This is a genomic window from Acidobacteriota bacterium (genome assembly GCA_020349885.1).
Lineage (GTDB): Bacteria > Acidobacteriota.
Genome location: CP070701.1, coordinates 1,931,444 through 1,947,352, shown reverse-complemented (window position 1 = coordinate 1,947,352; position 15,909 = coordinate 1,931,444). Strand labels below are relative to the sequence as shown.

The window sequence follows — 15,909 nt, the reverse complement described above, 5'->3', positions numbered from 1 at the left end:
CCCATGAAGCTCGTTGACCTCGCCGTCCGAAATGCCGTAAGCGTGGCCGTGGCCGCGCTTTTGCTCATCCTGTTCGGGGTGATCTCGCTTACGCGCCTGCCCGTGCAGCTCACGCCCGACGTGGACCGCCCCGTGGTCACCGTGACCACGGTCTGGCCTGGCGCGAGTCCGCAGGAGGTCGAGCGGGAAATCACGGACCCCCAGGAGGAGCGTCTCAAGAGCGTCGAGGGGCTGGTGCGGCTGACGAGCGAGAGCCACGACAGCCGGGCCGAGGTGCAGCTGGAATTCAAGGTCGGCGTGAACCTCGACACGGCGCTACTTCACACGGCCAACACCCTGGACCGGGTTCCGAGCTACCCGGAGAACGTGGAAAAGCCTTTCCTGAGTGGGACGGGGGGCGACGATTCGAGCGCCATCGCCTGGTTCATTCTCCAGCCCGTCGAGGGGAACGACGTGGATGTCTCGACGCTGTTCGATTTCGCGGAGGACGAGATCAAGTCCCGATTCGAGCGGGTCCCCGGGGTGGCGCGAAGCAACGTCTACGGCGGCCGGGAGCGTGAGCTCCGGGTGATCGTCGACCCGGAAAGGCTGGCCGCCCATGGGGTCAGCTTCCGGGAAATGGCCGGGACCATCGACGCGGAGAACATGAACCGGAGCGCGGGCTCGCTGGACGAGGGCAAGCGGCGCTACGTGCTCCGGACCGTGGGAGAGTTCAGGAGCATCGAGGACGTCGAGAACACCGTCGTGGCCGTTCGCGACGGCGCGCACGTGTACGTCAAGGACCTCGCCGAGGTCCGCCTCGATTACAAGAAGCCCGGGGCCTCCGTCTGGCACAAGGGCGAGCGCTCGCTGGCCATCAACGCCCTGAGGGAGACGGGGGCGAACGTGCTCGAAACCATGGCGGGCCTAAAGCAGGCGATGGAGGAGCTAAACAGCGGCCTGCTTCGCGACGAGGGCCTCTACCTGCAGCAGGCCTACGACGAGACGCTCTACATCGACAGCTCCATCGGGCTGGTCAAGCAGAACCTGGCCGTCGGGGGCACGCTCGCCGTGATGGTGCTCCTCGTGTTTCTTCACAGCGTTCGCGCCACCATCGTGGTGGCGCTGGCGATTCCCCTGAGCGTGATAGGAACCTTCATCGCCATGAACGCCCTCGGACGGAGCCTGAACGTTATCAGCCTCGCGGGCCTGGCTTTCGCCGTCGGCATGGTCGTGGACAACGCCATCGTCGTCCTCGAAAACATCCACCGCCACACGGAGATGGGCAAGCCCGTTCCCCAAGCCGCGAGCGAAGGGACGTCCGAGGTCTGGGGGGCCGTGCTCGCCAGCACGCTCACCACGGCCGCCGTGTTCCTGCCTGTCCTTTTCATCGAGGAGGAGGCCGGCCAGCTTTTCCGCGACATCGCCCTCGCCATCAGCGCCGCCGTCCTTTTGAGCCTCGTGGTCTCGCTCACCGTCATACCCACCCTGGCCGTCCGGCTGATAAGGCCCAAGGGAAGGTATTTTTCCGGAAAGGGCGACCGGTGGCTGGAGCTCCGCGAAAGGCTCCTCCCCGTCGGCGTGGCCGTGCGGGGCATGGTCGTGAAGGGGGTGGAGCGCGTTCTGTCGACGCGGCGCATGCGAATCGCGACGCTCGTCGCCATGACGGTACTTTCTCTCGGCTTGAGCTGGCTTCTGGCCCCGAAGGTCGAATACCTCCCCACCGGGAACCGCAACCTCGTTTTCGGGATGCTGCTCCCGCCGCCGGGGTACAACCTCTCCGAGGTGGAGCGCATGGGTCAGGATCTTGCCGAGTCTCTCCGCCCCTACCTCGAAGCCGAAAGCCGCCGCAAGGCCGGCCTGGACGCCCCCCCTATCGAGAATTTATTCTTCGTCTCATGGGGCCGCTTCGCTTTCCTGGGGGCCATCAGCGCGGAGCCCCGGAACGCCCGCGAACTGATCCCCGTCATCCGCCGCCCCCTGATGAAGGTTCCGGGCCTCATTCCCGTGGTGTCCCAGTCGAGTCTCTTCTCGAGGCACGGCTCCCAGGGCAACAACATCGACATCGAGATAACGGGCCCCGACATCGAGAATCTTCTTCAATTGGGCATGGAGGTGTTCGGGCGCGTGCAGCAACTGATTCCGGGCGCCCAGGCCCGGCCCATACCGAGCCTCGATCTCGGAAACCCCGAGGTGCGCATCACGCCCGACCGGGCCCGGGCCTCGGAGCTGGGACTATCGACCCACGAGATAGGTTTCGCGGTGGACGCCATGGTGGACGGCGTGAAGGTGTCCGAGTACCGGCTGCACGGGGACGCCATCGACCTGACCCTCACGGGCCGCGCGCGGGAAGAGGGCGGCGTAAAGCACGGCCACGAGCTGAGCGATCTCCGGCTGTACACCCCCGCCGGCAAGACGGTTACGCTCGGCACGGTGGCGTCGGTGGAGATGGAAAGCGGACCCGAGCAGATAAACCACATCGAGCGCGAGCGCGCTATCACGGTTCAGCTCCAGCCTCCCGAATCCGTGCCGCTCGGAGAAGCCATCGAGATTATCGAGTCGCAGATCGTCGCTCCGATTCAGGATGCTGGGCGCCTTTCTCCACACGAGCGCATTCACCTGTCCGGCGCCGCCGACGCCCTCTCGCAGGCCCTCCGCTCTTTCCGGTGGAACTTCCTTCTCGCGCTCGTCATCACCTACCTTCTCATGTCCGCCCTGTTCGAGAACTTCCTCTACCCCCTCGTGATTATGTTCAGCGTCCCGCTCGCCGCGCTCGGCGGCTTCGCGGGACTGCGCCTCGTCCACGTGTTCGTCCCGACGCAGGGCCTGGACCTTTTGACGATGCTGGGCTTCGTGATCCTCATCGGCACCGTGGTCAACAACGCCATTCTGGTGGTCCACCAGGCGCTCATCGGGATGAGGGAGCGCGGCCTCGACACCCGCGGCGCCCTGCTAGACGCCGTGCGGGTTCGCGTGCGCCCGATTTTCATGAGCATGGCCACGAGCGTTTTCGGCATGCTGCCGCTCGTGCTGTCTCCGGGGGCGGGCTCCGAGATTTACCGCGGCCTCGGAAGCGTGGTGGTCGGCGGGCTTCTGGTGTCCACCGTGTTCACGCTGTTTCTGATCCCGGCGCTTTTCAGCCTTGTGCTCGAGGCGTACGAGGCCGCGCCCGGAATCCTCCAAAGAATCCGCCGGAAGGGATTCACCGCTTCCTGACGCATCCTGCGCTCCTCCTTGACTTCCGCGGGACAGCGCCGCTATTATGGAGGTGCTGAAACCCATGAGCATGAAACCTTTAGTCCCGTGGAAGGGATGGTGTGTCCTCATATCATTCTCCGTAGCGGGCGCCACTCTGGTTAACGCGGACGAGACATTACCTCCCTCGGCGGGGCCGACGTTGGTCGTATCCGTCAGCGGCCCGATTCACCCCGTGGCCGCCGAAGTCATCGCGCGCGCCGTCGGGAAGGCCCGGGAAGATGACGCCGCCCTCCTCGTCATTGAGCTCGACACCCCGGGCGGACTCATGAGCTCGATGCAGGACATCAAAAAGGCCATCCTCAACTCGCCGGTTCCCGTGGCCGTGTTCGTCTCGCCCAAAGGGGCGCAGGCCGCCTCCGCGGGCTTCTTCATCGTCATGTCGGCGGACCTGGCCGTGATGGCGCCCGGCACCTCGACGGGTGCGGCCCATCCCGTGGACATCTCGGGAGGGGAGGAGATAAGCGAGGTCATGGGCAAGAAGATTCTCCACAGCGCCGTCAAGGAGCTCCAGAGCGTCGCCGAGGTGCGGGGACGCAACCCCGAGCTCGCCATCGAGGCCGTGCAGGGCGAGGTCAAATCCTTCACGGCCGAAGAGGCCTTGGCCGAGGGACTCATCGACTTCATCGCCGAAGACGTCCACGACCTCATCCGCAAGGCGAACGACCGCGCGGTGACGCGCTTTACGGGCGAGGAGGAAGTGCTCACGCTTGACGAGAGGGAAATCGTCGAGCTGGAACAAACGCTCCGGGAGCGCGTCCTGGGCGCCATCGCCAACCCCAACGTGTTGTTTCTGCTCCTGGGACTGGGCGTCCTGGGACTCTACGTCGAGATCAGCAACCCCGGCCTCATCTTGCCGGGCGTCGTCGGAGGCATCTGCATCATCCTGGCGCTTTTTTCCATGCAGGCGCTTCCCATCAACTACGCCGGGGTTTTGTTGATGCTTTTGTCTTTCGTCCTCTTTCTGGTAGAATTAAAGGTGGCGAGCTATGGCCTGTTGACATTGGGAGGCATCCTGTCTCTCCTGCTGGGCGGCATGCTCTTGATTAAAGAGCCGGTGCCGGGGCTTGCCATTAATTGGACGACGCTCATTTCCGTGGCGGTCTTTATCGGAGCCCTGGTCGCCCTAGTCGTCTATCTGGTGGTGCGGGCCCACGGCGAGGACGTTTGGACCGGCCAAGAAGGCATGGTCGGAAAGCGCGGCGTCGCCGCCACCCCCGTGCACCGCGAGGGCAGGGTTTTCGTGCAGGGGGAATACTGGCGCGCGATTTCCGCCGCTCCCATCGAAAAGGACGAGCCGGTCGAAATCGTGGGCGTCAGCGAAATGACCCTTAAGGTCCAGCGGGTCACGGAAAGCTAACCCAAACAAGTCACAAAAGGAGAAACCAAAATGCCCATAGGCATCATTTCCATCGTTGTCATCGTCTTGGTCATTCTGTCCAATGCGATCTACATCCTCCGCGAGTACGAGCGGGGCGTCGTCTTCCGGCTGGGGCGCATGCGTCCCCATCCCATGGGGCCGGGGTTGACTATCATCATCCCGGGCATCGACAAACTCCTCCGTGTCAGCCTGCGCACCATCGTGCTCGACATCCCGCCGCAGGACGTCATCACGCGGGACAACGTATCGGTGAAAGTGAACGCCGTGGTCTACTTCCGCGTGATGAACCCTCTCAAGGCCATCGTCGAGGTGGAGGACTACGTCTACGCGACGAGCCAGCTCGCCCAGACGACGCTTCGCTCGGTGCTCGGTCAGGAGGAGCTCGATGCGCTCCTGAGCGAGCGGGAGAGGTTGAACACGTCGCTTCAGGAAGTCATCGACAAGCACACCGACCCGTGGGGCATCAAGGTTTCCACGGTGGAAGTCAAGCATCTCGATTTACCGCAGGACATGCAGCGCGCCATGGCGAAGCAGGCCGAGGCCGAGCGCGAGAAGCGCGCGAAAGTCATCCACGCCGACGGCGAGTTCCAGGCCTCGCAGCGCCTCCACGACGCCGCCGAAATCGTCGACCGGAATCCGGTCACCATCCAGCTGCGCTACCTGCAGACCCTGACGGAGATCGCCACCGAGAAAAACTCGACCATCATCTTCCCGCTCCCCATCGACGTTTTCAGGCAGCTCATGGGCGGCAGAACACGGGAAACGCCCTAACCGCACCTACGTTCCATGGCTCCGGAGCCGCGCGTACTCATTGTAAGCAGGACGAAGCGCTTCGCGGAGCAGGCGCGCAAGCGCCTCCGCTCCGAGCCCTGCCGTCTCAAAACGCTGAACGGCAGCGTCTCGAAGGTGGTCCTCCGCTCGATTGGGAAATATCAGCCGGACCTCGTCCTGGTGGAGGCGACACCCGCGACGCTCCGCCGGACGCTCGACCTGCTTCCGGAGCTGGCCAGCGTCGACCATGCGGCTAGGGCCATCGTGGTGCTTCCCTCGCCCGATGCCGCGGCGCGCGCCGAGGCGCTCCGCAGCGGCGCCTTCGACACCGTGGCCTTTCCCGACGAGGAGAAAACGCTCGCGCACCGCGTGCACCAGGGACTCGAGGCCCGGCGCGTCTCGCGCGAGAACCTCCGGCTCGCGCGCGAGCTGGAGCTTCTGCGAACCCTGAAATCGATCGCCAAGATCCTCGAGCTCGACCGCCTCGTCACCGCGCTCACGGACACCACGATGGAGCTCATGCAGGCGCAGTTCGGCGCCTTCGTGCTTGCGCGCCCCGGCGGTATTTTTGAAATCGCCGAGCTGCGCGGCCTTTCCCAGGACTACACGAGCGACGGCATCTTCGGCTTCACGTACGTCACGCTTCAAAGGATGCTGGCCAAGAACAAGCCTTCCCTTGTTTCCGAGGGCGGCCGGGCGTTTTCGCCGCGCAAGATCGGCTCGGGCGTGCGCGTCGGCTCCGTCGTCGTGGCGCCCATCGTCGCGCGCAGCGAGCGCCTGGGCCTCGCCATCGTCGCCCGCGAGCGGGGCCGCCCGCCGCTTCGGAGCGAGGACGCCGACATTCTCCGGAAGCTCCTTCTGGAATCGTCCGACATCGTCGAGAACGCACTCGCGCACAAGCGCACGCAGGAGCTCACGATGCGGGACGACCTTACGAGCGCCTACAACCGCCGCTACTTCGAAACGTACGTCGAGGACGAAATCAGGCGCGCCCGGCGCTTCCAGGCGAAAGTGGCGCTCATTTTCCTCGACCTCGACAACCTGCGGAGCGTGAACGACCGCTACGGCCATTTCATGGGAAGCCGCGCCCTGATGGAGGCGGCGCACCGCATGCTCGCGAGCGTCCGCAGCATTGACAAGGTGATGCGGTTCGGGGGGGACGAGTTCTGCATCGTGCTTCCCGAAACGGGCGTCGAGGGGGCGTTCAGGGTCGCCAACCGCGTCCGCGATCGAATCCGAACGGAGCCGTTCCTCGGCGACGAAATCGAAGGCGGCGTGTACCTGACGGCCAGCATGGGGATCACGACCTATCCGGAGCATGCGCTCACGAAGGAAGAGCTCATCCAGCGCGCCGACGAGGCCATGTACAACGTGAAGCAGAAGGACAAGGGCGGCATCGCCGTCGCCAAACCGCTCCCAAAACGCGCCGCCGGGCCCGGCCCAAAAGGCCGCACCCGCGCCCGGCGTTCCGGAACCGCCGCATCCAGGCGCATGGCCTAGGAGCCGCCCGCCCGTGGCCGAAGACCTGGTTCTTCAAGGGGCGCTTGAGAGCAACTCGCTTCCCAACATCCTGCAGCGGCTCTACCATGACCGGGAAACGGGAAAGCTGACGCTGAGCTTTCTCGAAACGCGCAAATCCCTTTTCATTAAAGAAGGGCGTATCGTTTTCGCCACCTCGAACAACCCGGACGACCGGCTGGGGGAATTTCTACTTCGGCGCAAGATCATCACGGTCCAGCAATACCTCGAGTCCGCAAAGCACATTCGCCCGGGCAAGAAGCAGGGCGCCGTCCTCTGCGAGCTGGGATACCTCTCGCCCGAAAATCTCATCGATCTGGTCAAGAAGCAGGTGCAGGCCATCGTCTATAGCCTCTTTGAATGGACGCAGGGCGACTATTCGCTCAGCTTGCATGACCTCGACACGACCGACCTCATCACGCTCAACTTTTCGACCGAGGACATCATCGTGCGCGGCATCAAGCACATCAACTCCTGGAGCCGCATCTTCGGCGCCGTGGGAGGCCCGGACGTCGTCTACGCCAAGACCCCGGAGTGCGACTCCATCTACTACGGCATGGCGCTCAAGGAGGAGGAGATTCATGTGCTTTCCTCGGTCACCGGCCGCGCCTCGGTGGCCGACATCTGCACCATGAGCTATCTTTCGGACTTTGAGACCTACCGCCTCCTCTGGGGCTTTCTGGCCGCGGGCTGCATTGAGCGCACCGCGCAGCTCGACACCCGGAAGGTGGAGAGCGAGGCGCAGGTCGAAACCATGGTGGACGTCTACAATCAGATGTTCGCGTACCTCCACGACACGCTGTTTCAGGGCGTGGGCGAGACGGCCGAGGATCTCATGATGCGGGCCATCAAGGATGTCACGCCCCAGTATCCCGATTTGTACCGCGACGTCTACGTGGACGCCTCGGGGTGCGTGGACACGAACCAGTTCTACCAGAACCTGCTCATCTCGGCGACGGGCCGGCGCTTCACGACGGCCATGGCGGCCCTGAACGAGCTTCTCTACAACCTCGTCTTCGTCGTCAAGCGCGAGCTCGGCACCGACGCCGAGCGTAAAGTGGCCAAACGGCTTCAGGAAATGAAGGCCAAGCTGCCCGCCTGAGGGCCGCTTCTTTACGGGGAGGGCATGGGGTTTCTCCGCCAGAGGGGTGTCCCGGCGCATGCGTCGGGGCAACCTGCGGACCCGAAGGCTTCTTAGTTTTGCTCTTTACCCCGCGCGCCGATAAGATAGAGGCCTATGGAGCAGAACCTTACAGAGGTCGTTCTGCACCTCGTCTTTCAGCTGGCGGTCATCCTGTGCGCCGCTAAGGTGGGTGGTGAGATTGCGGAAAGATTCCTGAAGCAGCCCGCCGTTCTGGGCGAGCTCGCAATGGGCATGCTCATCGGCCCGTTCGCCCTGGGGCAATACGTCCATTTGCCGCATATCGGCGCGCTTTTCCCTCCGCCCGCTGGGCACACGCCCATCGCGGTCTCGGGCGAGCTCTGGGCCTTCGCGCAGGTTGCGGTCGTCGTCCTTCTCTTCATAGCGGGCCTCGAGACCGACCTGAAAAACATCCTGCGCTACGGCGCCAAGGCCTTCGTAATCGGGCTGGGCGGCGCGATTTTCCCGTTCTTCCTCGGCGCGTGGGCCACGTCGGTCTTTACGGAGCATGGGATGATGTCCCCCATGGCGCTGTTTACGGGCTCCGCGATGACGGCCACCTCGATCGGCATCACGGCGCGCGTGCTGAGCGACATACGCAAGCTCGGAACGCCCGAGGGGGTCTCCATCCTCGCGGCGGCGGTCATCGACGACGTGCTGGGCCTGCTTGTCCTGGTCATAGTGATTGCCATGGCGGCGGGGGCCGCGGTGGACGATGCGGGGCTTGCCCGCCCTAACGACCTTGGCGGGCTTGCCGCGGCGGACGGGGCGCAGCCCGGCCTCGATTGGGGCGAGCTGGGATGGGTCGCGCTCAAGGCGTTCGGCATCTGGGTCGGCATCACGGCCGCGGGCATCTTCAGCGCGAAATACATCGAACGCCTCTTCTCGGCGTTCAAGGCAAGCGGCGCGAAGATCACGCTCTCGCTCGCGCTTTGTTTCCTCATCGCCGGCCTGGTCGAGCTGTTCGGCCTGGCGATGATCATCGGCGCCTACTCCATCGGCCTCGGGCTCTCGCAGACCGAGATGTCAAAGGAGCTCATCAAGGAAATGGAAGGCCTCTACCACGCCCTGGTGCCCGTCTTTTTCGTCGTCATGGGGATGCTCGTGAGTTTTTCCGCCATGCGCGAGGAGCTCGTGTTCGGCGTCGTGCTGAGCCTTCTCGCCATCGCGAGCAAGGTGTTCGGCTGCGGCCTTCCGGCCCTTGGGCTCGGCTTCAACGTCCGAGGAGCGACGCGCATCGGGCTGGGGATGCTCCCGCGCGGCGAGTTTGCGCTCATCATCGCGGGCATGGCCCTGGCGCGGGGCGCGATAGACACGGGCCTTTTCGGCGTCGTCGTCATGATGACCGTCGTGACGGCGTTCCTGGCGCCCGTGCTTCTGGTGCCGGCCTTCCGGGGCGGGGGCGGCCTGAGGAATCCCTAAATCGACTTTGCTTTTTTTCCCCCGCGCCGATAAGATAGAGGCCTATGGAGCAGAACCTTACAGAGGTCGTTCTGCACCTCGTCTTTCAACTGGCGGTCATACTGTGCGCCGCTAAGGTGGGGGGGGAGATTGCGGAAAGATTCCTGAAGCAGCCCGCCGTCCTCGGGGAGCTCGTGATGGGCATGCTCATCGGCCCGTTCTTCCTGGGGCAATACATCCATTTGCCGCACGTCGGCGCGCTTTTCCCCCCGCCCGTGGGGCACACGCCCATCGCGGTCTCGGGCGAGCTCTGGGCCTTCGCGCAGGTTGCGGTCATCATCTTGCTCTTCATCGCGGGCCTCGAGACCGACCTGGGAAATTTCCTGCGCTACGGCGCCAAGGCCTTCGTGATCGGGCTGGGCGGCGTGATTGCCCCGTTCTTCCTCGGCGCGTGGGCCACGTCGGTCTTCACGGAGTACGGGATAATGTCCCCCATGGCGCTCTTTATGGGCTCCGCGATGACGGCCACCTCAGTCGGCATCACGGCGCGCGTGCTGAGCGATATCCATAAGCTCGGAACGCCCGAGGGGGTCTCCATCCTCGCGGCGGCGGTCATCGACGACGTGCTGGGCCTGCTGGTCCTGGCCATAGTGATTGCCATGGCGGCGGGGGCCGCGGTGGACGAGGCGGGCCTTGCCCGCCCTAACGACCTTGGCGGGCTTGCCGCAGCTGACGAGACGGGGCATGCCGCCGCGGACGGGGAGCAGCCCGGCCTCGATTGGGGCAAGCTGGGATGGGTCGCGCTCAAGGCGTTCGGCATCTGGATCGGCGTCACGGCCGCGGGCATCTTCAGCGCGAAATACATCGAACGCCTATTCTCGGCGTTCAAGTCGAGCGGCGCGAAGATCACGCTCTCGCTCGCGCTATGTTTTCTGATATCGGCTTTCGTCGAGCTGTTCGGCCTTGCCATGATCATAGGCGCCTACTCGATCGGCCTCGGGCTCTCGCAGACCGCGATGTCCAAGGAGATAATCAAGGAAATGGAAGGCCTCTACCACGCCTTGGTGCCCGTCTTTTTCGTCGTCATGGGGATGCTCGTGAGCTTTCCAGCCATGCGCGAGGAGGTCGTGTTCGGCATCGTGCTGAGCCTCCTCGCCATCGCGAGCAAGGTGTTCGGCTGCGGCCTTCCGGCCCTGGGGCTCGGCTTCAACGTCCGCGGCGCGACGCGCATCGGGCTGGGGATGCTCCCGCGCGGCGAGGTGGCGCTCATCATCGCCGGCATGGGCCTCGCGCGGGGCGCGATAGATACGGGCCTCTTCGGCGTAGTCATCATGATGACCGTCGTGACGACGTTTCTGGCGCCCGTGCTTCTGGTGCCGGCCTTCCGGGGCGGGGACGGTTTGAAGAGTTCCTAAACCAGCAAGAGGAAAGATACCCCATGGAAATTCGATTCGAACTCAGCGAAGAGCGATCCGCACTTCTCATTGCGAGCCTCCGCCGCTACCTGAAAAAATCGAGGTTCGAGGAAAGGCTGAAGGTCCGGCAGATCGAGGGAAATTCCATTTTCGAGTTCGGCAAAGAGAAGCGCCTCGTCTCGCTCGTGGAGGAGAGGACCACCGAGGAGACCCGCACGCTGGTCTTTTCCTGCGACTCGGAGGACGTGGACTTGGAAGAATTGCTCCTCGGAGGTTTTTCCCTTTTTGCCCGAGAAGTCCACAAGTCCTTGCTCGGCGCCGTCCCCTCCGGGGCGGGCAAGAATAAATTCCTCAACGAGCTGAGGAAGTCCGTCGCGGAACTCCGGGCCAAGCGGGCCTCGAAGAAGAAGCGCTCGAAGTAAGCTGCACCCATGACAACAAAACGGGGCAGGGGAAAGAAGCGGCGAAAGAAGGCGAAAAAATCCCCGGGCGCAGCGGCTCCCGGACCCTCGTCCGCTTCGACTTGCCCCGACCCGCGTCGGGGCGGACCCGGAGCGGGCTTGAGGGACTGGGCGTGGCTGGCCGTCGCCGCGCTCTTGTCGGCGCAGTGGATCGTCCTTCGCGCCGCGGCGGTTCCCCTCGGCCACGAGGCGCAGGCCATGCTTGCGGGCCTCGCCATCCTCGGGGCGGCGTTCATCCTCTCGTGGGCGGCGGAGGCTGCGCAGAAGGACATTCCGCAGGCGCTCGCGCTGATCGCCCTCGCCTGGATAGCCGTCCTGCCCGAGTACGCCGTGGACCTCTACTTCGCATGGGTGGCCGGCAAGGACCCTTCCTACGCGGCCTACGCCACGGCGAACATGACGGGCGCGAACCGCCTCCTCATCGGCCTCGGATGGCCGGCGGTGCTCCTTGCGATCTGGTGCAAGGGGCGCGTGCGGGAGATCGCGCTCGAGCCGACGCGCCGCATCGAGCTCGGCGCCCTCGGCCTCGCGACGCTCTACGCCTTTCTGATTCCCCTCAAGGGAACGCTCTCGCTCCTCGACGCCGTCGTGCTCATCGGCATCTTCGTGCTCTACGCCTACTGGGCGGCGCGCTCGCCGATGGTGGAGATCGACCTCGAGGGCCCCGCCGGGCGCGTCGCCTCGTGGCCCGCGGCCCCGCGGCGCGCGATGGTCGTCGTGCAGTTCGTGTTCGCGGGCGCCGCCATCCTCTTCGCCGCCGAGCCCTTCGCCGAGGGGCTCCTGGGCGTGGGGCGCGAGCACGGAATCGAGGAGTTCATCCTGGTCCAATGGCTTGCGCCGCTTGCTTCCGAGGCGCCGGAGTTCATCGTCGCCATCCTCTTCGCCCTTCGCGGAAGGGCCGCCGTGGGCCTCGGGGCGCTCCTTTCGGCCAAGGTCAACCAGTGGACGCTCCTCGTGGGGGCGATCCCCGTGGTCTACGGCATCTCCGCGGGCGCGGCGGCGCCGATGCTTCTCGACTTCCGCCAGCGGGAGGAAATCCTCCTCACGGCGGCGCAGAGCCTCCTTGGACTCATGGTGCTCGTAAACCTGCGCTTCGGCCTGCAAGAGGCGCTTTTACTGGCGATGCTTTTCATGGCCCAGCTCTTTTTTCCCACGACGGAAGTGCGCATCGCGTTCTCCGTGCTCTACGGCTTTATGTGCGTCGCGCTTTTGTTCCGCCGTGGAGAGTGGAAGGCCCTGAAGGCGCTCGCACACCCCCTCTCCCCCGCGGCGGGCGAAAAACCGTAGCGCGCCTGCTATACTTGAGCGCATGCCGCGCTCCCGGAAATTATCTTCGAAAGCGCTCGAGCGCGAGGCCCTCGCGGTCGTCGCACGCCTCCGCCGGGCGGGCTATAAGACCTACTTCGCGGGCGGTTGCGTGCGCGACCGGCTCCTGGGCCTCGCCCCCGAGGAGTACGACATCGCGACCTCCGCGACGCCGGACGAGGTCGAGAAACTCTTTAAGAAAACCGTCGCCGTGGGGAAGGCCTTCGGCGTGGTGCGCGTGCGCCGGGGAGGGGCGGAGTTCGAGGTGGCGACGTTCCGCCGCGACCTCCCCTACCGGGACGGCCGCCACCCGGAGGGCGTCCGGTTCACCTCCGCCGAGGAGGACGCCCGCCGCCGCGATTTTTCTCTGAACGGGCTCTTTTACGACCCCGCGAGAAAAAGGGTGCTCGACTTCGTCGGCGGGCGGGACGACCTGAAGCGCGGCCTCCTGCGCGCCATCGGGCGCGCCGAGGAGCGCTTCGAGGAGGACAAACTGCGCCTCCTGCGCGCCGTGCGCTTCGCCGTGCGCTTCGGCTTCCGGGTGGAGTCGAAGACGCTGGCCGCCATCAAGCGCCTGGCGCCCCGGGTCGTGCAGGTGAGCGCCGAGCGCATCCGCGACGAGCTTCTTAAAATCTTCCTCGGGCCGCGCCCTCACCGGGCGCTCGACCTCCTGGACGAGACCGGACTCCTCGAAGCGGTGCTTCCCGAAATTTCTTCCATGAAGGGCGTCGAGCAGCCGCCGGCGTTCCATCCCGAGGGCGACGTCTACACGCACACGCGCCTGATGCTAGAGATTTTCGGGACGGCGAAGAAATTCCGCTCCGAGTCGAAGCGGAGGATTCTCGTGATGGCGGCGCTCCTCCACGACGTGGGAAAGCCGCCGACGTTCGAGCCGGCCGATCCGCGCGAGCGCCGGGGCCGCATCCGCTTCGACGGCCACGCCCCGCAGGGGGCCGAGATGGCCGCGGCCGTCATGCGGCGGCTCAAGCTCCCGACGCGCGACATAGAGGCGGTCGCGGCCTGCGTGCGCGACCATTTGAAGTTCATCGACGTCTTCCGGATGCGCCCCTCGACGCTCAAGCGCCTCCTGCGCGCGCCCCACTTCACGCTGCTCCTCGAGCTGCACCGCATCGACTGCCTCGCCTCGCACGGGAAGCTCGACGCCTACCGCTTCTGCCTCCGAAAGCGCCGCGAGTTCGCGAAGGAGGATTCCCTTAAGCCGCCGCGTCTTCTTGCGGGCGGCGACCTCATCGCCCTGGGCTACGCGCCCGGGCCGCGCTTCAAGGAGATCCTCGCCGCCGTGGAGACGGAGCAGCTTGAGGGGCGCGTCCGCACGCCCGACGAGGCGCGCGCCTTCGTGAAAAGAACGTTCAAGCGGAAGACCCGCTAGGCCGCCTCCAGGGGCCAGAACATCCAGACGCCCGCGAGCACCACGAGCCACAGCAGGAGCTTCAGCAGAAGGCCCGCGCGCAGGTAGTCGGCGAAGCGGTAGTGCCCCGCCCCGTACACGAGGGCGTTGACCTGGTAGCTCATGGGCGAGGCGAAGCACGACGAGGCGGCGAAGAGCACCGTCACGAGCATCGCCTTGGGATTGATGCCGGCAGCCTGCGCCGCCGACATGGCAAGCGGCACGATGAGCACGGCCGTGGGCGTCTTCTGGATGACCTCCACCAGAAAGGAGCCTATCCAGTAGACGACGGAAAGGACGGCAAGGGGGCCGAGCACCTCGGCAAAGGGAAGCAGGCTCCTGGCCAGGAGCTCCGCCGCGCCCGTCTTCTGGTACGCGATCCCGAGGGGAATGATGCCCGCGATCATCAGGATGATGCGCCAGGGAATGGCGCTGTAAATTTCCTTCAGGTCCATCGCGCGCAGGAACACCAGGAGCGCGATGCCCACCAGCTGCGCCACGACGAGCGGGAGGACGTGGAGGGCCGCCGCCAGAATAACCCCGGCAAGCACGAGCACCGACGTGAGCGCCCGGCGCGGCTCGGGGACGGGAGGAAGGGTCACGGTCTCGAAGAAAAGAAAGTCGGGGTGCTTGCGGAGGGTTTCCAGCTCGCCGCGCCGGGCGTAGATGAGAAGCGTGTCGCCCACCTTGAGGCGGACGCGGCCGATTTTGTCGAGGAGGGTCGTGCCGAAGGTGCGCACCGCCAGCACGAAGACGCCGTAGCGGGCGCGGAAGTTGATTTCCTTGAGCGTCTGCCCCACAAGGGCCGACGTGGGAGAGATCACGCCCTCGGCCAGCACGCCCTCGCCCTTGGTGAGGTCTTCGAAAATATCCTTCTCCTTGCTCGCCAGACCGGTGTTCCGCTGGAAGAGCAGGAGTTCGTCAATTCCCCCGTGGACGAGGAGGACGTCGCCCGCGGCCAGTGCCGTGTAGGGCGCGCCGCCCCAGATGCGCTGCTCGCTGCCGTCCGGCATGCCGCGTATGACGCCCAGAAGACTCACCTTGTAGCGCTCCGCCAGCCCCGCCTCGGCGAACGTTTTTCCCGCCGAGGCCGAGTCCTCTGGCACGAGGAGCTCGGCCACGTATTCGCGAAAGGCGTAGCGCTCCGTGATGTCCTTCACGGGCGTGTGCGACGGAAGGAGCCGCCGCCCCACCAAGACGCAGTACAGGAACCCCGCACCGAACGCGAGCAGCCCCAGGCGCGTGATTTCGAACATGCCGAGCGGCGCGAGCCCGTAGTCGCGCTGCCCCATTTCGCTCACGACGATGTTCGTGGAGCTGCCGATGAGCGTGCAGGTGCCCGCCAGGATGATGGCGTAGGACATCGGGAGCATGAGGCGCGAGGTGGCGAGGAGCTTCGTGCGCGCCAGGGTCAGGGCGAGGGGGATGAAGATGAGCGCCGTGGCCGTGTTGCTGACGAACATCGAGACGATGCCCGCGGCGAGAAGCACCACCACGGCGGCCGCCGCCTCGCCCTCGAAGGGCAGGGCTTTCAATTGGCGCGTCAGGGCGTCGAGCGCCCCGGTGCGGTTTACGGCCTCGCTCAGCACCAGCATGGCCGCCACGGAAATGGTGCCCGGATGGCTGAATCCGGAAAGGCCTTCCTCGATGGAAAGCACGCCCGTCATGACCAGCATGAGGAGGATGAGAAGCGCCGTAAGGTCGGTAGGGACGAGGTCCCCGCGCGCAAAGAGCACGATGGCGCAGAGCGTGATGGCGTAAACAATCAGGATGTGTTCCATCGTCTGATAAGCTATGCAGGGGAAGGAAAGGCGGGTATCAGGTTTGCGGCATTCTTAGTAAAGCTGAAAACGCGCGCTCTCCCGGCGGGCGTC

The 15,909-nt window shown here is 65.2% G+C and carries 11 protein-coding genes; 10 read left to right on the top strand and 1 reads right to left on the bottom strand.

Annotated features, from left to right (window positions below):
• Window positions 1-3 precede the first annotated feature (3 nt).
• The 10 genes from JSV08_08335 (at window position 4) to JSV08_08290 (ending at window position 14,017) form a co-directional block, all read left to right on the top strand.
• Window positions 4-3,195, top strand: a complete 3,192-nt coding sequence (locus JSV08_08335) for an efflux RND transporter permease subunit (protein ID UCF80503.1) — start codon at window positions 4-6, stop codon at window positions 3,193-3,195.
• 70 nt (window positions 3,196-3,265) lie between these two features.
• Window positions 3,266-4,594: a nodulation protein NfeD gene (locus JSV08_08330; protein UCF80502.1), complete on the top strand. Its 1,329-nt coding sequence runs from the start codon at window positions 3,266-3,268 to the stop codon at window positions 4,592-4,594.
• Between the two features lie 30 nt (window positions 4,595-4,624).
• Complete coding sequence (locus tag JSV08_08325; protein UCF80501.1) at window positions 4,625-5,386, top strand: slipin family protein; 762 nt, start codon at window positions 4,625-4,627, stop codon at window positions 5,384-5,386.
• Between the two features lie 15 nt (window positions 5,387-5,401).
• Window positions 5,402-6,886, top strand: coding sequence for a diguanylate cyclase (locus JSV08_08320; GenBank protein UCF80500.1), 1,485 nt, complete (start codon window positions 5,402-5,404; stop codon window positions 6,884-6,886).
• Between the two features lie 13 nt (window positions 6,887-6,899).
• Window positions 6,900-8,006 carry a DUF4388 domain-containing protein gene (locus JSV08_08315; protein UCF80499.1) on the top strand — a complete coding sequence of 369 codons (1,107 nt, stop codon included), beginning with the start codon at window positions 6,900-6,902 and terminating at the stop codon, window positions 8,004-8,006.
• A 135-nt stretch (window positions 8,007-8,141) separates the two neighbouring features.
• Entirely contained in the window at window positions 8,142-9,467 is a 1,326-nt protein-coding gene (locus tag JSV08_08310; GenBank protein ID UCF80498.1) for a cation:proton antiporter, read from the top strand.
• Between the two features lie 44 nt (window positions 9,468-9,511).
• A complete protein-coding gene (locus JSV08_08305) occupies window positions 9,512-10,861 on the top strand; it encodes a cation:proton antiporter (protein ID UCF80497.1) in 1,350 nt (449 codons plus the stop codon).
• A 23-nt stretch (window positions 10,862-10,884) separates the two neighbouring features.
• A complete protein-coding gene (locus JSV08_08300; GenBank protein ID UCF80496.1) occupies window positions 10,885-11,283 on the top strand; it encodes a hypothetical protein in 399 nt (132 codons plus the stop codon).
• Window positions 11,284-11,292: 9 nt separating this feature from the next.
• Window positions 11,293-12,609 carry a sodium:calcium antiporter gene (locus JSV08_08295; protein ID UCF80495.1) on the top strand — a complete coding sequence of 439 codons (1,317 nt, stop codon included), beginning with the start codon at window positions 11,293-11,295 and terminating at the stop codon, window positions 12,607-12,609.
• 22 nt (window positions 12,610-12,631) lie between these two features.
• Window positions 12,632-14,017: a CCA tRNA nucleotidyltransferase gene (locus tag JSV08_08290; protein UCF80494.1), complete on the top strand. Its 1,386-nt coding sequence runs from the start codon at window positions 12,632-12,634 to the stop codon at window positions 14,015-14,017.
• Here JSV08_08290 and JSV08_08285 read toward each other — a convergent pair.
• The gene (locus JSV08_08285) at window positions 14,014-15,816 is read right to left on the bottom strand and encodes an SLC13 family permease (GenBank protein ID UCF80493.1); all 1,803 of its coding nucleotides are present in this window, start codon (window positions 15,814-15,816) and stop codon (window positions 14,014-14,016) included. The genes JSV08_08290 and JSV08_08285 overlap by 4 nt on opposite strands.
• Between the last annotated feature and the right edge of the window lie 93 nt (window positions 15,817-15,909).